The organism is Streptomyces sp. NRRL S-340, from assembly GCF_000720185.1.
Taxonomy (GTDB): domain Bacteria; phylum Actinomycetota; class Actinomycetes; order Streptomycetales; family Streptomycetaceae; genus Streptomyces.
This window is the reverse complement of the sequence record NZ_JOIY01000056.1, coordinates 15,142-37,234: the sequence shown is the minus strand read 5'-3', so window position 1 is coordinate 37,234 and position 22,093 is coordinate 15,142. Positions and strand designations below refer to the sequence as shown.

Below are 22,093 nucleotides of genomic sequence, written 5' to 3'. Positions count from 1 at the left end.
TTCAATCAATGGAGAAACACTCACCTCAGCAGTGCGGCACACACGGCATCACTGAGAAACGTGTGCGCATCTTCCCAGTCCCAGCCGATGCGCAGCATCCTGTGCCACGACGGCGGGGCGACGAAGTACTCCAGGATGCGCACGGCTTCTCGCCCGGTCACGCCGGGCCTGAGCGCGCCGAGGCGCCCGAGCAACTCCGCCACCTCCCCGAAGCGTGCCCGTTGGAGGTCCTCGGTTTCCCGCAGCAGGGCGGCGATGTCCTGGTCGACCGCGGCGGCGTCGAAGAGGACCGCCATGACGCGGTGGTGGTGGCGCACCAGGTCGCAGGTCTGGCGCACCACCAGACGCACGACCTCCTGACCGGTCGTGGCGCTTTGCACGGCGGCGAGCACCTCACCGATGCCGGGGTCGTCGGCGGCGCGCTCGGTCAGTGCGGAGACCAGGGCCGGTTTGGTGCCGAAGGCCGCGTAGACGGTGCCCGTGGCGACACCCGCCTGATCGGCGATCCGCTTGATGGTGACGTGGGGATAGCCGTGTTCCGCGAACAGCGCCTCGGCCGTGTCCAGGATCGCCTCTCTCGTCGCGGCGGCAGCGCTTTCACGCACGGCGGATCGGTAGGCGCGGGGTGTCATACGCCCAGTCTAGGACCGGGCGGTACTCGCTGACGGCTGAGCAGGGCCGGTCCGCCGGTCCGGTCCGGTCAGCCGTCCGAGTAGGTGTCGCACACGTTGCCGCTGACGCACGCCGGGGCTGCGCCGATCGCGTCGGACATCATGACCACGCCGGAGAAACCGAGCTGGACGAAGTGGTCGACGGGTATGCCGGTGCGCTGGTGCGCGGCGGCCACCTTGCGGGGCCGGGCCGTACCGCGGCGCAGTCGTCGATCCGGCCCCGGTGGCCGGACTCCGAGGCGCCGGCGGCGCCTGCCGTCCAGGTGCCGGCAGGTCCACCGGCCGGCACCGGCCGTGCCTCCAGGAAGCGGACCGCTCCGCCGTTCCACCGGCATAAGAGCTGCGAACAAAAGTGGGCCCCCGGCGGGCGGCGCCCCTTTTGTTCGCAGCTCTAAGACGGTTGCCGAACCGGATGGTCAAGTACGACGTGCCGTTCGACGGCACACGTTGGAGGCCGAGTCAGGAGGTCGCGGGTACGTTCCAGGGCGTACAGGCGTCGCCACCGGTGTAATTCGGTCCGCAGACCCTGAAGGTGACGACCTTTTTGGACAGGGCCGTCGAGGACGAGCCGCCTGCCGGATTGTAGAGCTTGCGCATCGTCCCTTCGCCCTGCAGGTAGTAGTCCACGTGGCCTCCTTGCTTGTTCGACCCGGCCCAGATCCAGCTCGTCAGTCCCGGAGCCGAATAGGAATTGTCGACCGTGCCCTGGTACCAGGCGTTGAACCCGACAATCTGCACGGTGGCAGTGCAGGTGACGGGACACGCCACCGGGCTGCTGGCTGCGGCCGAAGCGGGTGCGGCAAGACCCAGTCCTGCCATCAGCGCTCCGGTGACGATCATTCCTGCCCGCCGGGCCGGCACCTTCGGGATCATTACGTTCTCCTCTGCGCGGATGTGGTTGCGGTTGAAGTCAGGTGCTTGCGGCGAAGCGCCCGGTGTCCCCGGACAACGCGTCGGCTTGGCGCGACCCGGCCGACGGGATGCGGGAGGGGTGGGTGGGTCAGGCTTGGCCGGTGTTCCCCGGGCTGAGGAGAACTGGTCATGGTGTGTGGCTCCTGGCTCGCATGGACACCGAGACCCGGCAGGCGTGTGATGTGCGAGCACATACATGCATGAGTCTATAGAGAATACGTGTGTGAGGGCGTCGTTCCCGGACATCGCGGCACGGCCGTCACCGGGGCGGAGGGAGCAGCTCGGGCGCGTAGCCGCGGACCAGCGGTGCACGCCCGCCGCCTTACGGATCCTGATCGTGCGGTGCTGCGGGCGCAACCGATCCGGGGCCACGCGGATGTCCGGCCGCTCGACGGCTCGATCTCCAAGGCCGAACGGGCCCACGTCGGCCGTCGTCTCCCACGTCCTGCCGACACCGGTTCGGGGATGCGGAGCGTGACCGGGACGCCGCGGCCTCAGCGGTGACCTCGGGCTCGGCACACGCTCGCCCCTGTCGTGCCGTCCGGCGGGCGGCCCGCCTCATCCACCCGGACCTCGGCCCCGGACCTCCGCCTCGGCCCCGAGTTGCAGGCCGGACGAGCACCGGCGCCTGCCGCGCGCAGGCGGCCCCGCGCGGTGGCTCGATTCGATCGTCACCTACTTGACCGGTAACTCAAACGCGTGCCACGATCATCACCGCCTCGACCGGTGATGATCGATGGGTCCTCCCCCGGGGCGTTCTCACGACGCTCGCCCGCGGCCACCGTGCGGCGAGCTGTCACCGGCCATCGAGGAACGGATGTCTGATGGGTATGACCGACCACACCGGACGCGGCACGACCGGACGCCGCGGCTTCCTGGGCCTCGCCGCGGGTGCCGTCGCCGCCGCGCAGCTCGGACTGCCGGGCAGTGCCCAGGCGGCGCCGGGCGCCACGTCGGCGGCGGGCACCGCCGGCCCCGGCGGGAGCCGTCCGAGTGCCGCCGTCCGGCCTTTCCGCGTCAGGGTCCCGCAGAAGGAGATCAACGAACTGCGGCGGCGCGTACGCGCGACACGATGGCCGGACAAGGAGACGGTGGGCGACCGGTCCCAGGGTGCCCAGCTCGCCAGACTCCGGCCCATGGTCGAGTACTGGGGCACCGGGTACGACTGGCGCAGGGCCGAGGCGAAGATCAACGCACTGCCGCAGTTCATCACCGAGATCGACGGACTGGACATCCAGTTCGCGCACATCCGCTCCCCGCACGCGGACGCCATGCCGATGCTGATGACGCACGGCTGGCCCGGCTCGATCGTCGAGCTGCTCAAGATCGTCGCGCCCCTGACGGACCCGACGGCTCACGGCGGCCGGGCGGAGGACGCCTTCCACCTGGTCCTGCCGACCCTGCCCGGGTACGGCTTCTCGGGCAGGCCCACCACGACCGGCTGGAACCCCGCCAGGGTAGCGGTCGCGTTCGACGAGCTGATGGGCCGGCTCGGCTACCCACGGTACGTCTCCCAGGGAGGCGACCACGGCGCGATCATCTCCCAGGTGCTCGCGGCGCAGAAGCCCGAGGGGCTCCTCGGCATCCACGTCAACATGCCGGGGACCGTACCTCCGGACGTCCTGCGCCACCTGCGCAACTTCGACCCCGCGCCGGCCGGTCTCTCCGAGCGCGAGAAGCTCGCCTACGACCGTCTGCTGCACTTCTACCGCGACGGCTTCGGATACGCGGCGATGATGAACCAGACCCCGCAGACGATCGGATACGCGCTCACCGACTCGCCGGTGGCCATGGCGGCGTACTACTACGACAAGTTCGCCGAGTGGACCGACTCCGGCGGTGTGCCCGAGAAGGTCCTCACCTACGACGAGATGCTGGACGCGATCTCGCTCTACTGGCTCTCGGGCACCGCGACGTCGTCGGGCCGGTTCTACTGGGAGGGCACGCAGGCGGGCGGAGGCCCGTTCAACGCCGTCGACATCCCCACCGTCCCGGTCGCGGTGACCGTCTTCCCGGGAGAGATCTACCCCGCGCCGCGCAGTTGGGGAGAGCGCGCCTACGGCAACCTCATCCACTGGAACGAGGTCGGCAAGGGCGGCCACTTCGCGGCCTGGGAGCAGCCGCGGCTGCTGGCCGAGGAACTCCGTACCGCCTTCAGGTCACTGCGTTAGAGCTGCGAACAAAAGGGGAGTCCGATCAGCTCGCGGCGTCCGGTGCGTGCGATCGCAAGGCGCCGGAAGGTCCATGTAGCGGAGCTACCAGGGCCTTTCGGCAACGCCGCGAGCGTGCGTGCCGGACGTCTCGAGCCGGGCGCCCCTTTTGTTCGCAGCTCTTAGGCGCACCCGCACCACGCGTCGCGGCCGGACACCCCACCGGGGAGACGGCCTCGTCCGGGAGGCGTCACAACGGCTCACCGCCGCGGCCGGCGCCCCCGGGCCCGACAACCAGGACTCCCTGACGGCCGGCCCGCGGGGCCCGATGCTCCTTCAGGACCACGTGTGAACCAGAGCCGAGCCCTTCCTCGTTGGTGAAATGGCAGGTTCCGCCTCTGCCGCGCCCCACCGGTCGTCGACGGGCGCACCGCAGGGGGCCCGCCGAGGAGGCCGGGAGCACTGACCGCGGGCCTCCGGCCGACTCGGGCGAACACGCGGGTGAAAGGGTGATGACATGCCGGACGAAAAGCACGTGCGGGAGTTCCTCGAGCGGGTCGTGGCCGACAACGCCGCCGCCTTCGCCGGGGTGTCGACCTCGCTGGGCGTCCGTCTCGGACTGTACGAGGCGATGCGGGGGGCCGGGGAGCTGACCGCGCGGCAGCTGGCCGAGCGGACCGGGCTCGTCGAGCGCTACGTACGGGAGTGGCTGGCCGCGCAGGTCGCCGGCGAGTACGTACTGCACGACGCCGCCGCGGACACGTACACGCTGCCGGACGCGCACGCGGCCGTCCTGGCCGATTCCTCGGTGCCGACGTACGTCGCCGGCGGTTTCCGCATGCTGGCGGCCCTCTACGGCGCGGAGGACGCGCTGGCGCACGCCTACCGCCACGGTGGCGGGGTGAACTGGCGGGACTACGGCCCGGAGCTGGCGGAGGCCGTCGCCGCCTTCTTCAAACCCGGGTACGAGGCCGTTCTGGTCCAGGAGTGGCTGCCCGCCCTGAAAGGCGTCGAGGACAAGCTCCGGCGCGGCGCCACGGTGGCCGACGTGGGCTGCGGCTTCGGCCACTCGACGGTGCTCATGGCCAAGGCGTTCCCGCGCTCGCGCTTGCGCGGCTTCGACTTCCACGAGCCTTCGGTCGAAGCGGCCCGCAAGCTCGCCGAGTCGGAGGGAGTCGGTGACCGCGTGACGTTCGAGGTCGCCGGCGCCCACGAATTCCCGGGGGACGCCTACGACCTCGTCACCTTCTTCGACTGCCTCCACGACCTCGGTGACCCCGGTGCCGCGCTGCGCCGCACCGAGAAGGCCCTCGCGGACGACGGGAGCGTGCTCGTCGTCGAACCGAACGCGTCCGGGGAGCCCGGGGAGAACATCAACCCGATCGGCCGCTCCTTCGCCTCCACCTCCGCCGTCCTGTGCCTGCCCGCCGCCCTGGCGCAGAACGGTCCGCACGCGCTCGGCAACCACCCGGGCCAGGAGGCCCTCGCGGGCATCGCCGCCGAGGCGGGCCTGCGCAGTTGGAGGCTCGCAGTGGAAACCCCCACCAACCGCGTGTACGACGTCAAGCGGTGACGGGCATCACCCGGGGAGGGTGAGACCGGGCTGCCTGGGCCGCCGTCCGCCGGCCCGGGCAGCGGTGCCGCCGGGGAAAGGCCGACACCGTCTCACGACGAGCACAGATCACACTCCTGTACCGCGCGAGTACTTGACAGGTGTTTGCCTCACTCCTTAAATCACGAAGCGAAGTTAGGAAAGTTTACTGTCTCTCCCCCACCGACCGCGGCCGGACGAACGGTCCTGGCCCCGCCCCGCCTCCCTGTCTGTCATGCGCAGGACAGCACCGTCCCGCGCGGCCGGCCGGGCGGCGGAACGGGCCCGGACCTGCCCCGCCGCAGAACAGGACAGGGAACACATGCTCTCCACATCCCCCCGCAGACCGTTGACGCGCGGCACGCTGGCGGCAACGGCCGTGGCCGCTCTCCTCACCGGCCTGTGCGCCCTGCCCGCGCAGGCCGCCGCGCAAGCCACCGGAACCGTCACCGGCATCGGCGGAAAATGCGTGGACGTCGCGGGCGCCGGCACCGCCAACGGCACGGCCGTGCAGCTCTACGACTGCAACGGCACCGCCGCGCAGCAGTGGACCGTCGGTTCCGACGGGACCATCCGCGCGCTCGGCAAGTGCCTGGACGTCGCCTCGGGCGGCACCGCCAGCGGCACCCGCACCCAGCTGTGGGACTGCAACGGCACCGCGGCGCAGCAGTGGACGGTGACCGCCGCCCGGGACATCGTCAACCCCCAGGCCGACAAGTGCCTGGACGCGACCGGCAACAGCTCCGCCAACGGCACTCCGTTGCAGATCTGGACGTGCACGGGCGCCGCGAACCAGAAGTGGACCGCGCCGAGCGGCGGCGCGGCCCCCGGCCCCGGTGCCATGGCCGTCGCTCCCTACCTCTACAACGGGTGGGGCAACCCGCCCAGCCCGACCACCGTCATGAACGCCACCGGCGTCAAGTGGTTCACCCTGGCCTTCGTCCTCAGCAACGGCTACTGCAACCCCCAGTGGGACGGCAGCCGGCCCCTGACCGGCGGCGTCGACCAGCAGACGATCAACACCGTCCGCGCCGCGGGCGGCGACGTCATCCCGTCGTTCGGCGGCTGGAGCGGCAACAAGCTGGAGAGCTCCTGCGGCAGCGCGGGCGAACTGGCCAACGCCTACCAGAAGCTGATCAGCACCTACGGCCTCAAGGCGATCGACATCGACATCGAGGCGGCGGCGTACGACAGCCCGACCGTGCAGCAGCGCACGGTGGACGCACTGAAGACGGTCAAGGCGAACAACCCCGGCCTCAAGGTGTACGTCACCTTCGGCACCGGTCAGAACGGCCCCGACAGCAGCCTCATCAACCGGGCCGCCGCGGCCGGGCTCACGGTGGACAGCTGGACCATCATGCCGTTCGACTTCGGCGGCGCAGGCCAGAACATGGGCCAGCTCAGCGTCCAGGCGGCCGAGGGGCTGAAGACCGCGGTCAAGAACGCCTACGGGTACACCGACGACCAGGCCTACCGGCACACCGGCATCTCCTCGATGAACGGCGTCACCGACAACTCCGAGACGGTGACCGTCGCCGACTTCCGCACCATCCTCGCCTACGCCCAGCAGCGGCACCTCGCCCGGCTGACCTTCTGGTCGGTCAACCGCGACCGCCCGTGCACCGGGGGCGGCGCCGACACCTGCTCGGGCGTCTCCCAGCAGCCGTGGGACTTCACCCGCGTCTTCGCCCAGTACGCCGGCTGACCCGTACGTCCGGGCGGGCGGCCCCTCCTCCCCCGCCGGCGGCGAGGTCCGGGCACGTGCCGAGCGCGCGGACGGCCGGTCGGCGGCACGTCGCGACCGCGTCAGGCGGGGACGGCCTGCGCGGCGACGAACCGTCCCGTGACGGCGGCATCACGCGCACGTCCGACGAGGGCCCCATGCCGCCTCTCCCCTCCCGCCGGGGCGGGTGGACGGCGCTGTGCACCGCGTTCGCGGTGCCCGCGGCGTCCCCCGCGCCGGCCTTCCCGGCCGGCGCCGGGCCGGCCTCCTCCCCCGTCAGGTGGACGGGGGCCGGTAGGTCCGTACCGTGGCGGCGATCTTCCGCACGGTCGCGTCCGGTACCTCGCCGGACACGCCCTTCGCGGCGAAGAACGACCAGGAGGCCAGGTCTCCCTGGGCGTCCTTGAAGGCGAACGTCCACGCCTTGCCGTCCGTGGCGCACTTCCGGGACCTGTCCACACCCACGGACCAGGCGCTGCCGAGGCTGCCCTTGAGCCCCGAGGCGGTGGTGAACGGTTCGACGGGGCCCGACTTCACCTTGGTCCTGTCCGGCTGGGTGTACTGCCCGTACACCCAGCTCCTCGGGTCGTCGCGGGCTATGTCCCCGGTGCTCCGGGCGCCGTTGTTGCCCCGGGAGCCGGCCGCGGCCAGCGGTGCGTAGTCCGGCCTGCCGTCCCTGTCGCCGTCCGAGGCGCACCACCGCTCCTTCAGGAAGGCGGGGGCCCGCATGGCGATCAGCGGCTTGTCGTCCGGATCGTCGTTCTCGGCCACGTACGTGACCCAGTCGGTGGCCCGCAGCCCCCACTGCGGCGGCACGTCGAACGCGATGCCCGCGCTCGGGTTCACCACCACCTTCCAGCCCTTCACGGTGGCCGTACCGGTGTCCGCGGCCCGGGGGTTGTCCGGACCCGACTGCCCGGACGGGGAGGCGGTCGCGGACGTGGTGGGGGTGGGGCCGGGGGCTGCCCCGTCGTCCTTGCCGCCGCCGAGCAGGGCGTAGCCGGTCACTCCCGCGGCGATCACGACGGCCGCCGCCGCGACCACGGCGACGAGCCCGGTGCGGCCCCGGCCACCGCCCGGCGGTCCCGGGGGCGGCGGCACCCCCGGCGCACCGGGCGGCGTGGGCGGCGCGTTCCACCGGGCCGGCTGCTGGTAAGGGTTCGGCCCTTGGTGACCGGGCTGCTGGTACGGGCTCGGCCCGTGCTGACCGGGCTGCTGGTACGCGTTCGGCCCGTACTGGCCGGGCTGCTGGTACGGGCTCGGCCCGTCGTGCCCGGGCTGCCGGTACGGGTTCGGCTGCGGGTACGGGTTCGGCTGCTGCCCCGGCACCGGTTGCTCCGGATCCTGTCCGCCCCCTGGCGGCTGCTCTGCTGGCCACATGGGCGGTAACCCTATGCGAGAGCCGTTCCGGGGTGCCGACGAGGAGGTCGACGGGCTCCGCGCCGCGGTGCGCCGGGCTCCGCTGCCCGCGGGGCCCCGGCAGGCTGACGGCACGTCAAGGGCGTATCGGGCGAATGCGCCCCCGCCCCCCGCGTGGACACCGCCCCCGTGCCCGGGACCCGGGGGGCGTTGGTACCGTCCACCCCGTTGAAGGGTGAACTGCAACGACCTCACGTTGCACATCCAGCACAGACCAGGGGTGGAATTTGAGCGCGGACCATCGCAGAGGCCGCAAGAAGAAGAGACTGCTCGTCTACGCCGCGGCCTCGGCCGTCGCCGTGGCCGCCACGGCCGGCACACTGGCCGTGGCCTCCCCCGGGCTCACCGGCTCGGACGGCTCCCAGGCCGCCCGTCCCGGCGCCCGGCTGCAGGCCGAGTTCGAGAAGGCCGCGAAGGAGTTCGACGTCCCGCTGAGCGTCCTGATGGCGGTCTCGTACCGGCAGACGCTCTGGGAGGACCATGACGGGCTGCCGAGCACCACGGGCGCGTACAACGTCATGGGGCTCACGGACGTCGATCCCGGCAGCCTGGAGGACGACGCCGCGTCGCGCGCGCGGCAGCTCGACCGCATGAACCGCAGCGGCGACCCGGCCGTGGAGAAGCACTTCGACGCCACGAAGGCGCTCAAGGGCGCCGGCAGGCGGGCCGTCGACACGAGCGACCCCCGGCTGCACACGCTGGACGAGGCGGCCGGACTCATCGGCGTCCCGGCGCAGCAGGTGCGCGGCGACGCCCGGCAGAGCATCCGGGCGGGTGCCGCCCTGCTCGCCGAGTACCAGAAGGACGCGGCCGGTTCGCTGCCGAAGGACCCGGGTGCCTGGTACCCGGCCGTGGCCCGGGCCAGCCAGGCGACCGACACCAAGGGCGCGCAGCTCTTCGCGAACCGCGTGTACGACTCGATCCGCACCGGTGAGCAGCGCGTCACCGCGGACGGCGAGTACGTGACGCTCGCGGCCGACCCGGCGGTGAAGCCCGCCCGGCAGGCGGACCTCCAGCTCGCCAAGGCGACGGTCGCCACCGTCACCGCCGCGGCGACCGCGGACTGCCCGTCGACCCTGAAGTGTGACTTCAAGCCGGCCGCGTACCAGCAGAACAGCGGCCCGGACGACTGGGGCAACTACAACATCGCCAACCGGCCCGTGGCAGGCGGTGAGATCAACTCCATCGTCATCCACGACACCGAGGGCAGCTACGACGCCTCGCTGAACGTCTTCCAGAACCCGGCCTCCTACGCCAGCACCAACTACATCGTCCGTGCCTCGGACGGCCAGGTCACCCAGGTCGTCGAGAACAAGAACGAGGCCTGGCACGCGGGCAACAAGAGTGTCAACATGCACTCGATCGGGGTCGAGCACGAGGGCTACGCGATCAAGAAGGGCAGCTGGTACACCGAGCCGGAGTACGAGTCCTCCGCGACCCTGGTGAAGTACCTGGCCGCCAAGTACGGCATCCCGCTGGACCGCGAGCACATCATCGGTCACGACGAGGTGCCGGGCGTCCTGGACACCAATGTGAAGTCGCAGCACTGGGACCCGGGCCCGTTCTGGGACTGGAACCACTACATGCAGCTGCTGGGCGCCCCGACCGGCGCGAGCGGTGCGGGCGGCCTGTACAAGGCCGGCCAGGTGATCCGGGTGGTGCCGCCGTTCACCACGGCGAACCAGCCGACGCTCACCTACGGCGGCTCGGCCGTCGACAAGCAGCCGGCGAACTTCGGCTACCTGTACACCCAGCCGTCCACCAGCTCGCCGGCCCTGTCCGACCCGTACCTGGGCAGCCAGACCGCCACCGAGGGCCCGAACTGGGCCGACAAGGTGGTGGCCGGCGGCGAGTACGTCGTCGCGGAGGCGCAGCGGGACTGGACCGCGATCTGGTACGGCGGGCAGAAGGCCTGGTTCTACAACCAGGGCGGCCAGTTCGCCACCGCGGTCGGCACACCGGACACGGTCGTGGCGAAGGCGGGCACCACGTCGGTCCCCGTGTACGGGCGCACGTACCCGAAGGACACGGACTACGCCGGCACCGGCGTCTCGGTCCAGAACCAGAACAGCGCCTCGCTGACCAAGTACAGCATCCCGGCGGGCCAGAAGTACGTGCTGGCCGGTGCGGCCGTGAAGGGCTCGTACTACAACAGCGGTCTGATCGACGGCACCGGCACCGGGTCGCGCGTGATGGTCGTGGGCAGCAACACCTTCTACCCGATCCGCTACAACCACCGGCTCGCCTGGGTGCGCGCCGAGGACGTGGACCTGGTCAAGGGCACGGCGCCCGACCCGGCCACCGACCGCAACAACATCCTCGGCCGGGACGCCTCGGGTGTGCTGTGGCAGTACCAGGGCAGCGGCAGCGCCTCCGGGCCGTTCCTGCTGCGCTACCGCGTGGGCGGCGGCTGGGACACGTACGACACGCTGACGCCGTTGACCGCGCTGCGCGCGGACGGCACCGGTGACATGGTCGCCCGCGACAAGAGCGGGGTGCTCTGGTACTACAAGGGCAGCGGCAAGCCGTCGGCGCCGTTCCTGGCGCGCATCAAGGTCGGTTCGGGCTGGAACACCTACAACAGCCTGACCGGCGCCGGTGACCTCACCGGCGACGGGAAGCCGGACCTGATCGGCCGCGACAGCTCGGGCGTGCTGTGGCTGTACCAGGGCACCGGCACCTCCGCGCCGTTCGCGGCGCGGACCCGGATCGGATCCGGCTGGAACACGTACAACAACCTGACCGCCGTCGGTGACGTGACCGGTGACGGCAAGGCCGACCTGATCGCCCGGGACGGCTCGGGCGTGCTGTGGCTCTACCAGGGCACCGGCAACGCCTCCGCCCCCTACGCCACCAAGACCCGCGTCGGCCCCGGCTGGAACACGTACAACGTGCTGGTCGGGCCGGGTGACCTGGACAAGGACGGCAGGCCCGACCTCGTCGGCCGGGACAGCTCGGGCGGGCTCTGGTTCTACAAGGGCCAGGCCAGCGCCACCGCGCCGTTCGCCGCCAAGTCCAGTGTGGGCGGCGGCTGGAACACCTACAACACCATCCTCTGACGTCCGCCGCCGCACCGGCTGACCGCCGGCGCGGCGACACGTCGGACCGTCCGCCCGCGGCGCCGCGGCCGTCCCGTACTCCGGGGCGTGCCGGGGCACCGCGGGCGGACGCATGTCGCCCCGCGGCCCGGCCGCGCCCCTGGCAGCCCGGCCACGTCGTCCCGCGGCCCGGCCGCCCCCGGCCGGCCCGGCCACGCCGCTCGGTGTCCCGGTCGCGTCCCTGGTGGCGGGGACGCGGACGACCGGCCGGGGGCGGGGACCGGGCCGCTACGGTGGCCCCATGACCGACAACAGCTTCTGGGACAGCGCTCCGGACGAACCGGTGGCGCGGCACGGGGAGTTCCGTCTGACCGTCGTCCGCTCCCCCCACCCCGGACCCGAGGGGCCGCTCGCCGCCCATGACCCGGTGCGCGCCCGGGAGTTCGCCGCCGCGTTCGGCACGGTCGACGCGGTCCTCGGCGATCTCGGCACCGTCCCGGCCACCGACGCGATCCCCCTGTGGACGCGCAGCGACCTCGATCTCGTCCGGGTCGGCTGCTGGGGAGGCGTGACCGAGATCCGTGACCCGGCGCTGGCGAACATCGCCGGCACGTTCCCCGTGGACGAGCAGGCGGACGCGCTCGCCGGACGCCTGCCCGGCGCGGTCGTCGTCGCCTCCGCGGTCGTCGACCACAACTCCCCCTACGAGGCGTGGAAGTTCATCCACCCCAGCGGCGTGAACGTCTTCGCGGCGGGCTGGGGCGGCGAGGCGGACTGGACCGTCCTCGGGGACCCGGCCGAGGTCGTCACGGCCTTCGGGATCGACCCCGCGCGCCTGGCCGAGCGGGGCGTCGACCCCGGCGACGAGCCCGGCACCCTCGACTGGTCCGGCCTGGCGCGGCTGGCGCTCGCCCGTGTCGCCCCGCTCGACCGGCGCGGCCTCGCGACGTCCGTCTTCCGGGTCCGGCACACCGAGGAGGCCACCGGCGACCTGGAGGAGACCTGGCTCCAGGACCTGTCCTAGTCGTCCGGACCTGCGCCGGGCCCACGCGGTCCGGCAGGATCCCGACGGGGCACTCTGGTCGTGAGGTTCCCGTGACGGTCCGGGGCAGATGTCGTATTGACGGGAACATGCTCGGCATGCCGCCGGGCGGCAGCGCTCCGGCGCCCCTACAGTGAGGCCTCCAGCGGCGTGTTCAGACCATGGAACCGGAGCCCCCTCACGCGCCGTGCACCACCAACTCTCCTGAAGAGCACGGGGGTTCCCAGGGGGAGACACCACATGAACCGGACAGCCGGGGCACCGCGCGTGCCCCGCACCTGGCTGCGCGCGACACTCGCCGTGGCGGCCGCGACCGCCGTCACCTGCGGGGGCCTGCCGGGCTTCGAAGGCGCGGCGTACGCGGCGAAGCGGCCCAACGTGAAGACCCAGCGGTGCGACGAGAAGTGGCTCGGCCGCGCCTACCCGACCACGCCGCCGAACTCGGGACCGCCCGACACGCTGCCGTACGAGGCCTGGCCGAACGACGAGAACTACACCTACGACAACCCGGCCAAGGCGTACGACGGCCTGCCCGCGCCGACGGAGGCCCAGCGCAGGAAGGCCGGCACCAACTACCGTGCCTGGCAGCGCAAGTACGACAAGAGCGGCGACCCGGGTGACCGGGCCATGGAGATCTACGCCCGTTACAACAAGCAGTACAACGCGTCGACGGGCTACAAGGACTTCCAGCGGTTCCTGGACGTGCGCTACGTCGGCGCCCACGGCAACCCGGCCCGGGGCGACGCCTTCGAGGCCCGGATGGTCAAGAAGTACAACATGGTCGGCCCGGACTGGTGGTGCCAGGACGTCCTGGAGTACACCGACCCGGAGACCGGGGAGAAGCGCTACCGCGTGGTCGACGCCCGCAACCGGCCGCGCGACCACAACGTGGAGATGAAGTCGAACGGAGAGGTCAGGAAGGACCAGATCGACGCCGACCGGCAACTCGCCAGGGAGCGGCCGAAGTCGACGTACCGGTACCTGACCGGCGCGCGCACCGAGAAGCCCACGAAGGACGCCATCAAGCAGTTCGACGACGACCTGAAGAAGCAGCGCGGCACCAACCGTACCCAGGCGGGCGTCTACGAGCGCCGCTCGAACGCCATCGAGCGGGCCGGCAAGCCGACCGTCTACACCAGGTACGACAAGCGCTTCAACGCCGACCCGCTCAAGTCCGGTATGCGCGGACCGCTGTTCGACCAGGCGCTGCGCTCGGGCAGGACCCCGCAGGAGGCGTACGGCCTCCAGCGCGGGTACCGGCAGAGCAACAGCGGCGGCTACTTCGGCCGGGGGCCCGGCGGTATCGACTTCTCCACACTGGAGATGAACTTCGTCGGCAAGCCCGTCAAGGGCCAGGGCCTGCGCTACTCCCTGAAGGCCGACTACGCGGCCGACCCCGACAGCAAGCCGGGCTGGGGCGGCGAGGCCAAGCTCACGCTCGCCTCCGACTCGTTCTTCACGTGGCTGGCGCTCACCCCGGACAAGTTCTGGGTCAACCTCAACCCGGTGCGCCCGGACCTGATCCTGGACAAGGACTTCGCCAGGACCGACGCCGGCCGGGTGCTGCTGGAGGCGGACCTCACGCTCAAGCACGACTACGCCGACGCGATGAACCCCGACAAGTCCGAGCGGGGCGAACGCTTCTGGCAGGCACTGCCGCGCACGGCGAGCGGCCAGCCGTGCCTGCCGGTCATCCGGCAGTGGATCACCCCGAAGACCGCGCAGGTGCGCGAGCAGGACGGCGGCATCTACATCCTGGACGCCCCGCTCAAGGTCAACATGGAGGTGCCCACCGGCCCGGACGTCCCGCCGAGCGCGTGCCACATCGGCCAGGCGGAGACGAAGCGGGCCGAGGCACTGGTCCGGTCGATGATCCAGCCCGAGCTGGAGCGGCGCGTCAACGAGGACGCCGCCTACGCCGACCTGCGCCGCGTGTACTCCTCCCGGGTCGCCGCCGAGTACGTCCGCCGCCAGGACGCGGTCTCCCCGACCGACTACCACGAGATCATCGACAGCAACGACGTGAAGCGGTGGCCGCTGCGGGGCGAGAACAGGAACTGGGACAAGAAGACCGTCTACGACAAGTACCTGTACTCGTTCCAGCACGGTGACTACAAGTTCGAGCGCACCTACGACGGCAAGGTGTGGATCCTCTCGGTGGGCGGTGTCGACTTCTCCAAGGCTCCCCGCCGCAACATCAGCCGCACCCAGTTCACCACCCGGCACCCCGGCCTGGACACCACCACCAGGACGTCGCAGCAGGCCGAGGTGACCTACCGGGACAGCGACGAGGTCTACCTGGGCGGCACCACCGACGAGAACGTCCCCTCCCCCGCACCGAGCCCGACGCCCACCCACGAGCCGGCCCCGTCCCCCACGCACAGCGGTGGCGGACCGGCCCCCGCTCCGCATCCCACCCGCACACCGGGCGGCGGCACCGGCACCCCGCCCGCGGACCACACACCGGACGGCGGCCTCGCCCACACCGGCTCCGACACCCCCGTCGGGCTGATCGCCGGCGTCGCCGCGGCCCTCGCCGTGGCGGGCGCGGCGCTGGTGTGGTGGATGCGCCGCCGCAGGAGCAGCGCCGGGTGACACCGGCCCGGCTTCCCCGGTGAACGGAAGCGGCAGCCGCTCAGGTGAACCTGGGCGGCTGCCGCTTCCGTTACCGGTGTGCGGGGTCTTTGTCCGGCCGCCTGCCACCCCGGCCGGCGGCGCGGAATCGTCTCCCCGCTCCTGGCCAGACGACTCGTGCGGCGCCGGACCGGTGCCGGTGCGGTGGCCGCCCGCGCCCCGAAAGGACACCCATGAAGTCCCCGCACCCGTCGCCCCCTCCGGACCGTGAGGTCCCCCGGGGCGTCCCCGTGGCCGCGCCGCCCGACGCGCCGGCACCGGATGCCGCGTCGAGCCGTACCTCCGGCCGGCCCTCCGTGCCCGGGGCGGACCGGCGGACGGCGCGGCCGGGCACGAGCGGCGGCCTTCCCAAGCGCCGCAGGGGCGCGCTCGCGGACAGGTTCGGGAGCGGGCCCGGGAGCGGTGGCGTTCCGCCCGCCGGTGACGGCGGCGGCCGGGAGCGTGAAGGTACGGAGCCGGGTCAGGGGGGTGAGCGGGTCACCGTGCCCCGGCTGGCGCAGTTCTCGTCCCTGGGGTCCGCGGCCCGGGGCACCACCTCCTTCGGCGGCACCGGGGCGGCCGGGACCGGCCGGGACGGCACCGGCGGCGCGCCGCGTGAGCACGGCGGGGCGGGCACGACCGGGTCCGGGGCGACGCCTGCCCCGGCGGGCACGGGCCGGGGCGCGTCGCCGCGTTCGCTGCCCGGTGGCAGGCGCCGGGTGCTGCTGATCGGCGCCGCCGTCGCCGGTGTGGTCCTGATCACCGGTGCCGTGGTCGGTCTGAGCGGCTCGGACGGTGACGCCTCCGCGCGTTCGGCGGGGGGCACGGTGTACGGCTCGGGCAACCGCCCGGACGTCGATGACCTCCTGCCGGACCCGGCCGTGAGCGCCTCCGGGTCCGCGGCACCCGGCGGACCGTCCAAGGGCACGGCGTCCGCCTCGCCGGGGGCGGCGCGGAAGGACGCGTCGCCCGGGGCGGACGGCACCGGCGCGGCGCAGAAGGGCGGCGGCGCCGGGAAGGCGCCCGGTGGCACGGCGACCGGTCGCGGCCCCTCCGGTGCGACCGCGGCCGCCTCCCCTGCCGGTGGTTCGGGCGCCGGGCCGGGAAGCGGCTCCGGGGGCGCGTCGTCGGGCGTGCGCGTCTTCAGCCACGCGGCCGGCGGCCGCTGTATCGACGTGGCCGGCGGCCGGGGCAAGGACGGTTCGCCGCTGGAGATCCGGGACTGCTCCGACGCGGCCTCGCAGAAGTGGACCTTCGCCCCGGACGGGACGGTGCGGGCGATGGGCCTGTGCATGGACGCCGCCGGGGCGCAGACCTCCGACGGTACGACGGTCCAGCTCGCGAACTGCAACGGCGGCCCCGCCCAGCAGTTCCGGCTGAACGGCCGGCACGACCTGGTCAGCAAGCTCGCCGGCAAGTGCGTGGACATCCGGGACAACCAGACCGCCGACGGCAGCCGCCTGCAGCTGTGGAGCTGCGCCGGTACCCCCAACCAGAAGTGGTCCAGCGCCTGACGGCGGGTGCCGCCGCGGACAGGTCCACGGTCTCCCTCGGCGGCGATGTCCGCCTCGGACGGTTTCCGCCGCCGGCGATGTCCGCCGGCGGCGGTTCCGGCTAGGCGCCGGGTTCCTCGGTGGCCCCCGCGGCCCCGGTGGCTTCGGCCGCCTGCGCCAGGCCGCTGGTGGCACGCAGCGGGACCTCCTTGATGAACAGGGTCACCAGGAAGGCGAGCAGGGCGACCGGCGCGACGTACAGGAAGATGTCGCCGATGCCGTGTCCGTAGGCGCTCTCCAGCCAGGTGCGGACCGGCGCCGGCAGCAGGTGCAGGTCGGGCAGGGTGCCCCCGCCGGAGGCCTTGGCGGCCGCCACCTGGTCCTGCGGGCTGAGGGTGCCGATGCTCGCGCGGGCGTAGTGGCCGATCCGTGCCGTCATGACGGAGCCGAGCACCGAGACGCCCACCGCGCCGCCCAGGGACCGGAAGAAGGTCACGACGGAGGACGCGGCGCCCAGGTCGCCGGGGGCCACCTGGTTCTGGGTGCACAGCACCAGGTTCTGCAGGGTCATGCCGACGCCGAGGCCCATCAGGGCCATGCAGAGCGCGATCTGCCAGTACGGGGTGTCGTGGCGGAGCATGCCCAGCAGGGCCACGCCCGCGGTGAGCAGGACGCCGCCGGACAGCAGCCAGCCCTTCCACCTGCCGGTGCTGGTGATGACCCGTCCGGAGACCGTGGAGGAGACGAACAGGCCGCCGATGAGCGGGATCGTCATGATGCCCGAGCGGGTCGGGGAGTCACCGCGGGCCAGCTGGAAGTACTGGCTGAAGAAGACGGTGCCCGCGAAGAGCGCGATGCCGACGAGCAGCGAGGCGAGCGAGGCCAGGGCGATGGTGCGGTTGCGGAACAGGCGCAGCGGGATGATGGGTTCGGCGGCCCGGGTCTCGACGAACAGGAAGACCAGGGTGAGCAGGACCGAGCCGCCGACCATCGCGTACGTCTGCCAGGACAGCCAGGCGTACTTGTCGTCGGCGAAGGTGACCCAGACCAGCAGCAGGCAGACGGCCGCGGTGACGAAGAAGGCGCCGGCCCAGTCGACCTTCGCCTGGCGCTTGACCACCGGCAGGTTCAGCGTCTTCTGCAGCACGAACAGGGCTATGAGGGCGAAGGGGATGCCGATGAAGAGGCACCAGCGCCAGCCGAGCCAGCTGGTGTCGGTGATGACACCGCCGAGCAGCGGGCCGCCGACCGTGGCGACGGCGAAGGTCGCGCCGAGATAGCCGGAGTACCGGCCGCGCTGGCGCGGGGAGATCATCGCGGCCAGGACGACCTGGGCCAGCGCGGACAGCCCGCCGCCGCCCAGCCCCTGGATGACGCGCGCGGTGATCAGGGTGGCGGGGTTCTGCGCCAGGCCGGCCACCAGGGAGCCGGCGACGTAGACGACGAGCGCGGCCTGGACGAGGATCTTCTTGCTGAACAGGTCGGCGAGTTTGCCCCACAGCGGGGTCGACGCCGTGACCGCGAGGAGCGAGGCGGTGACCACCCAGGTGTAGGCGCTCTGGCCGCCGCCCAGGTCACCGATGATCCGGGGCAGGGCGTTGGTGACGACGGTGGAGGAGAGGATGGCGGCGAACAGACCGAGCAGCAGGCCGGACAGCGCCTCCATGATCTGCCGGTGGGACATGTTCACGGCGTCGGGGTCAGAGCCGGGTGCGGGGTGTGCCCGTACACCGTCTGGTGTGGTCGTGGTCATCAACTTCCTTGGTCTGTGTGGTGTTGCGGGAGGCACGGGCGGACGGCGGCGGGCAGGTGCGCGGACCGGGCGGCGAGCCCGGCCGGTTCGCAGGCGCCGCCGAAGCTCGTCCGCAGCCGTGCCATGAGCCGGATCAGGGCGCCGACCTCGTCGTCGGTCCAGCCGCTCAGCCGGTCGGCCAGCAGCCGGGTGGTCCGGTCGGACAGTTCGTCGAGCTGGGCCCAGCCCGCGGCGGTCAGGCGCAGGATGCGTGAGCGCCGGTCCGCCGGGTCCGGAGAGCGGTCGATCCAGCCCTGCGCGGCCATGTGCGCTGCCTGGCGGCTGATGACCGACATGTCGACGGACAGCAGTTCGGCGAGCCTCCCCATACGTATGTCGCCGTACCGGCTCAGCAGGGCGAGCACGGTGGCGGACGCGGGGGAGCAGCCTTCCGGCAGGCTCCGGCCCAGCTCACGTTTCACCGCGCCGAAGGCGCTGAACTGGCGGAGCAGCTCCTCGTACTGAGCCCTGTCGGCCACGGCGGTCTCCAATGTCATTGCTCCAAGCAACCATATTTGCTTGGTTGCCACAGGCAAGCAGATTCTGGGGTTTGTGGTGCAAAGTTTCGACAAAAACACATATCTATCAGGTACACACGTGTTCCGCACTGGCGCCGGAGTCACACGTCACCGGTGTCAACCACGCGGCCTTGCCATGTATGCCCGCTGCGTACACATTCGGCGCCGCGGGGCGTCCGACGGCTCCCAGTGCCTCTCGGTCGGATCAGGCCGGATCACGGGCCGAGCCAGTGCCGGACCGAGGCGAGGGCCGGTCAGCGCCCTAATCGTGTTGACCTCCCCCGGCAGGCGGTGCTGGAGTCGGCACGTGGACAGCATCCCCGCCAACCGGCGGCTCTGGAATCAGATCAGCAGCGCCTACCAGCACGAGCACGACCCGCAGATCGGCGCCTCACCCCGGCTGTGGGGCATGTACTCCGTCCCCGACGCGCACCTGCACGCCCTGGGCGACGTCACCGGCAAGCGCGTCCTCGAACTCGGCTGCGGCGCCGGCCAGTGGTCCAGGGCGCTCGCCGCCGAGGGCGCCACCGTGGTCGGACTCGACCTGTCCGAAGCCCAGCTCGCCGCAGCGGCCCGCGCGATGGGAGCGGCCCGCTACCCGCTGGTGCAAGGCGCCGCCGAACAACTCCCCTTCGCCGCCGCCAGCTTCGACCTGGTGTTCTGCGACTTCGGTGGGCTCAGCTGGGCGCCCCCGCACCTGGCCGTCCCGCAGGCCGCACGCGTCTTGCGCCGGGGCGGACGCCTGGTCTTCAACGTCGCCAGCCCATGGTTCGAAGCCTGCTACGACGAAGCCGCCGGCCGCGTGACCACCACGCTGCAGCAGGACTACTTCGGGCTGGACACCATCGCCGAAGGCGACGGCGCGACCAGCTATCAGCTCACCTACGGCGGCTGGGTCAAGGTGCTGCGCGGCGCGGGTCTCGTCATCGACGACCTCATCGAGCCGCGGCCCGGACCCGGAACGTCCAACGGCTACAACGAGACCGACCCGCCCGACTGGGCACACCGCTGGCCTGCGGAACTGCTCTGGGTGACCCACAAACCGTAACCGGAGGCGTGCCGGGAGGATGCTCCGCTTCGAAGGGAGAGGACCTGGCGTACGGCACCGGCTTCCCCGGCGCGGCCGGCCACGCGGTGCTCTGAGAGCTGCGAGCAAAACGGGCGCCCGGCCCGCGACGCCCGGCCCGCATGCTCACGGCGTTGCCGGAAGGCCCTGGCAGCTCCGCTGCAAGGGCCTTCCGGCGCCTTGCGATCGCACGCACCGGACACCGCCCGCTGATCGGAACCCACTTTTGTTCGCAGCTCTGAGAGTCTCGGCGCCGTGGTCCCACGCGGGACGCGAGAGCGGCGGCGCCGCGCGCCCGTGCCGCGCCGAGCCGGCCGGCCGCCTCGCGCGTCCACGCGGGGTGTGAGGCGGCATCGCATGGCCTTGGCCGCGACGGCCCAGCAGCCGATCCGATCCCGTGGTGGCGGTCCCCGTATGCTCCTGCGCATGAGTACTCAGCAGGCCGGTCGCAAGCGGGACGGCGCCCTGACCAGGGAGGCGATTCTCCAGGCGGCGGTGGTGGAGTTCACCGAACACGGTTACGCGAGGGCCGGGGTCCGGCAGATCGCCGAGCGGGCCGGGGTGACGGCGATGATGATCAATCGCTACTTCGGTTCCAAGGACCGTCTGTTCGCGGAGGCGGTGGACCGGGCCTTCAAGCCGCCGACCGTGGTCGGCGACGAGCGGCAGGGGCTGGCGCGGACCCTCGCGCACACCCTGGCCGAGGGCACCGGGCCCGGCGCCGAGGGGCTCGATCCGTTCTTGCTGATGCTGCGTTCGGCGCCGGACCCGGAGGCGGCCGAAGCGCTGCGCAAAGGCATCGAGGCGCATGTGGGTGCCCGGCTGGCCGGGCTGCTGGAAGGGCCCCGCGCGGAGGTCCGGGCCCAGCTCGGACTGGCTCTGGTCGCCGGGACCTGGCTGATGCGGACCGTCGTGGGTACGACCGCGCTCGCCGACGCCGATGACGACGAGGTCGCCGAGCTGCTGACGGCGATGCTCCGGCCGCTGACCGGGGAATCCGGGGAGGGCACGGAGGGCTCCGGCACTCAGAGCTGAGGACAGAAGGGGGCCCCGGCGGGCGGCGCCCGGCACGCGCCCTCGCCGCGTTGCCGGAAGGTCCTGGCAGCTCCGCCACGAAGACCTTCCGGCGCCTTGCGATCGCACGCACCGGAGCCCGTTTCGGCGGACGGACGTGGCGGTGCGAGTACCTTCCGGTACTCGCACCGCCACGTCCGTCCGCCCGCGGGGGCTCAGAAGGCGGAGCGGATGAGTCCGCCGTCGACGCGGATGGTCGCGCCGCTGACGTACTGGGCGTAGTCGCTGCACAGGTAGGCGACGGCCGCGGCGATCTCGTCGGGCTCGCCGAAGCGTTCCTGGTCGTTGGGGATCAGGGCTTCGACGGCGTTGGGCCGGATCTCTTCCCAGGTGTCGCCCCAGCCGCGGGCCGGGCCGATGTGAGTGACCAGCTCCTTGGTGGCCTCGACGAGGATGGCGCCGGGAGAGACGACGTTGGAGGTGACGCCCGTTCCCTTCAGGTCGCGGGCCAGGGAGACGGCGAGGTTGTGCCGGGCGGCCAGGGTGGCGTTGTACTGGGGGTGGGTGTTCATCGGCTGGGAGGCGAGGCCGCCGCCGATGGTGACGACCCGGCCCCAGCCCCGCTCGCGCATCGCCGGGACGAGGTGCTGGATCATCCGCACGCCGGAGACGACGTTGACGTTGTAGGTGTCACGCCACTCATCGGGAGTGGCCTCGGCCCAGGACAGGTGCCGGTAGAAGCCGGCGTTGTTCACGAGGATGTCGACCGGGCCGCCGGCGAGGGCGTCACGGGCCACCTCGGCGGCGCCGGCGTCGTCGGCCAGGTCGCCCAGGACCGTGGTGGCGGTGCCACCGGCCTCGCGGATCTCCCGGGCGACGCGTTCCGTCCGCTCCTTGTCCCGGCCGTGGATCACGAGCGCGGCGCCCTCGGCCGCCAGCAGCTTCGCGGTGGCCTCGCCGAGACCGAGACTCGAACCGGTGACGAGCGCGCGCTTTCCGGTCAGATTGAGGTTCATGTCCACGTCTTTCTCTTTGCTCCCCGGTCTTGTGC

At 72.2% G+C, this 22,093-nt stretch carries 16 protein-coding genes; 9 read left to right on the top strand and 7 right to left on the bottom strand.

What is annotated here, in order from left to right; all coding sequences use genetic code 11:
* Positions 1–20: 20 nt before the first annotated feature.
* The 3 genes from IG64_RS37760 to IG64_RS41335 form a co-directional block, all read right to left on the bottom strand.
* Positions 21–605 carry a TetR/AcrR family transcriptional regulator gene (locus IG64_RS37760; protein ID WP_051813600.1) on the bottom strand — a complete coding sequence of 195 codons (585 nt, stop codon included), beginning with the start codon at positions 603–605 and terminating at the stop codon, positions 21–23.
* Positions 606–700: 95 nt separating this feature from the next.
* A complete protein-coding gene (locus IG64_RS41340) occupies positions 701–847 on the bottom strand; it encodes a hypothetical protein (protein WP_158771712.1) in 147 nt (48 codons plus the stop codon).
* A 283-nt stretch (positions 848–1,130) separates the two neighbouring features.
* On the bottom strand, positions 1,131–1,544 hold the full coding sequence (locus IG64_RS41335; RefSeq protein WP_158771710.1) for a hypothetical protein: 414 nt from the start codon (positions 1,542–1,544) through the stop codon (positions 1,131–1,133).
* Positions 1,545–2,407: 863 nt separating this feature from the next.
* Here IG64_RS41335 and IG64_RS32935 point away from each other — a divergent pair.
* The 3 genes from IG64_RS32935 to IG64_RS32925 all read left to right on the top strand — a co-directional run bounded on the left by IG64_RS32935 (position 2,408) and on the right by IG64_RS32925 (position 7,029).
* On the top strand, positions 2,408–3,754 hold the full coding sequence (locus IG64_RS32935; RefSeq protein ID WP_037863054.1) for an epoxide hydrolase family protein: 1,347 nt from the start codon (positions 2,408–2,410) through the stop codon (positions 3,752–3,754).
* Between the two features lie 496 nt (positions 3,755–4,250).
* The gene (locus IG64_RS32930; protein ID WP_037863052.1) at positions 4,251–5,306 is read left to right on the top strand and encodes a class I SAM-dependent methyltransferase; all 1,056 of its coding nucleotides are present in this window, start codon (positions 4,251–4,253) and stop codon (positions 5,304–5,306) included.
* Between the two features lie 340 nt (positions 5,307–5,646).
* Positions 5,647–7,029, top strand: a complete 1,383-nt coding sequence (locus tag IG64_RS32925; protein ID WP_037863049.1) for a chitinase — start codon at positions 5,647–5,649, stop codon at positions 7,027–7,029.
* A 294-nt stretch (positions 7,030–7,323) separates the two neighbouring features.
* Here IG64_RS32925 and IG64_RS32920 read toward each other — a convergent pair whose 3' ends face one another.
* Positions 7,324–8,427 (bottom strand): hypothetical protein, encoded by a 1,104-nt coding sequence (locus IG64_RS32920; RefSeq protein WP_037863046.1) that lies wholly within the window; start codon positions 8,425–8,427, stop codon positions 7,324–7,326.
* 266 nt (positions 8,428–8,693) lie between these two features.
* Here IG64_RS32920 and IG64_RS32915 point away from each other — a divergent pair, with 266 nt between their 5' ends.
* From IG64_RS32915 to IG64_RS42580, 4 genes are all read left to right on the top strand, one after another.
* A complete protein-coding gene (locus tag IG64_RS32915) occupies positions 8,694–11,525 on the top strand; it encodes an N-acetylmuramoyl-L-alanine amidase (RefSeq protein ID WP_037863044.1) in 2,832 nt (943 codons plus the stop codon).
* A 280-nt stretch (positions 11,526–11,805) separates the two neighbouring features.
* Positions 11,806–12,528 carry a DUF6333 family protein gene (locus tag IG64_RS32910; protein WP_037863042.1) on the top strand — a complete coding sequence of 241 codons (723 nt, stop codon included), beginning with the start codon at positions 11,806–11,808 and terminating at the stop codon, positions 12,526–12,528.
* A 258-nt stretch (positions 12,529–12,786) separates the two neighbouring features.
* Positions 12,787–15,141 carry a hypothetical protein gene (locus tag IG64_RS32905; protein ID WP_037863041.1) on the top strand — a complete coding sequence of 785 codons (2,355 nt, stop codon included), beginning with the start codon at positions 12,787–12,789 and terminating at the stop codon, positions 15,139–15,141.
* A gap of 521 nt (positions 15,142–15,662) precedes the next feature.
* Positions 15,663–16,673, top strand: coding sequence for an RICIN domain-containing protein (locus IG64_RS42580; RefSeq protein ID WP_234438689.1), 1,011 nt, complete (start codon positions 15,663–15,665; stop codon positions 16,671–16,673).
* 100 nt (positions 16,674–16,773) lie between these two features.
* Here the strand turns inward: IG64_RS42580 and IG64_RS32895 are convergent, their stop codons facing one another.
* On the bottom strand, positions 16,774–18,405 hold the full coding sequence (locus IG64_RS32895; protein WP_107474425.1) for an MDR family MFS transporter: 1,632 nt from the start codon (positions 18,403–18,405) through the stop codon (positions 16,774–16,776).
* Positions 18,405–18,923 carry a MarR family winged helix-turn-helix transcriptional regulator gene (locus IG64_RS32890; RefSeq protein ID WP_037863078.1) on the bottom strand — a complete coding sequence of 173 codons (519 nt, stop codon included), beginning with the start codon at positions 18,921–18,923 and terminating at the stop codon, positions 18,405–18,407. Before IG64_RS32890 ends, IG64_RS32895 begins: the two co-directional genes overlap by 1 nt.
* 346 nt (positions 18,924–19,269) lie before the next feature.
* On the opposite strand from IG64_RS32890, the gene IG64_RS32885 reads away from it, so the two are divergent.
* Positions 19,270–20,010, top strand: a complete 741-nt coding sequence (locus tag IG64_RS32885) for a class I SAM-dependent methyltransferase (RefSeq protein WP_037863038.1) — start codon at positions 19,270–19,272, stop codon at positions 20,008–20,010.
* Positions 20,011–20,454: 444 nt separating this feature from the next.
* Entirely contained in the window at positions 20,455–21,063 is a 609-nt protein-coding gene (locus tag IG64_RS32880; RefSeq protein ID WP_234438688.1) for a TetR/AcrR family transcriptional regulator, read from the top strand.
* 194 nt (positions 21,064–21,257) lie between these two features.
* Here the strand turns inward: IG64_RS32880 and IG64_RS32875 are convergent, their stop codons facing one another.
* On the bottom strand, positions 21,258–22,058 hold the full coding sequence (locus tag IG64_RS32875) for an SDR family NAD(P)-dependent oxidoreductase (RefSeq protein WP_037863075.1): 801 nt from the start codon (positions 22,056–22,058) through the stop codon (positions 21,258–21,260).
* Between the last annotated feature and the right edge of the window lie 35 nt (positions 22,059–22,093).

What these genes read in the sequence shown, in the direction of transcription:
- IG64_RS32895 (WP_107474425.1), bottom strand. Translation starts at nt 18,405, where the DNA reads ATGACCACGACCACACCAGACGGTGTACGGGCACACCCCGCACCCGGC.
- IG64_RS41335 (WP_158771710.1), bottom strand. Translation starts at nt 1,544, where the DNA reads ATGATCCCGAAGGTGCCGGCCCGGCGGGCAGGAATGATCGTCACCGGA.
- IG64_RS32925 (WP_037863049.1), top strand. Translation starts at nt 5,647, where the DNA reads ATGCTCTCCACATCCCCCCGCAGACCGTTGACGCGCGGCACGCTGGCG.
- IG64_RS32930 (WP_037863052.1), top strand. Translation starts at nt 4,251, where the DNA reads ATGCCGGACGAAAAGCACGTGCGGGAGTTCCTCGAGCGGGTCGTGGCC.
- IG64_RS32905 (WP_037863041.1), top strand. Translation starts at nt 12,787, where the DNA reads ATGAACCGGACAGCCGGGGCACCGCGCGTGCCCCGCACCTGGCTGCGC.
- IG64_RS32880 (WP_234438688.1), top strand. Translation starts at nt 20,455, where the DNA reads ATGAGTACTCAGCAGGCCGGTCGCAAGCGGGACGGCGCCCTGACCAGG.
- IG64_RS32935 (WP_037863054.1), top strand. Translation starts at nt 2,408, where the DNA reads ATGGGTATGACCGACCACACCGGACGCGGCACGACCGGACGCCGCGGC.
- IG64_RS32920 (WP_037863046.1), bottom strand. Translation starts at nt 8,427, where the DNA reads ATGTGGCCAGCAGAGCAGCCGCCAGGGGGCGGACAGGATCCGGAGCAA.
- IG64_RS32910 (WP_037863042.1), top strand. Translation starts at nt 11,806, where the DNA reads ATGACCGACAACAGCTTCTGGGACAGCGCTCCGGACGAACCGGTGGCG.
- IG64_RS32875 (WP_037863075.1), bottom strand. Translation starts at nt 22,058, where the DNA reads ATGAACCTCAATCTGACCGGAAAGCGCGCGCTCGTCACCGGTTCGAGT.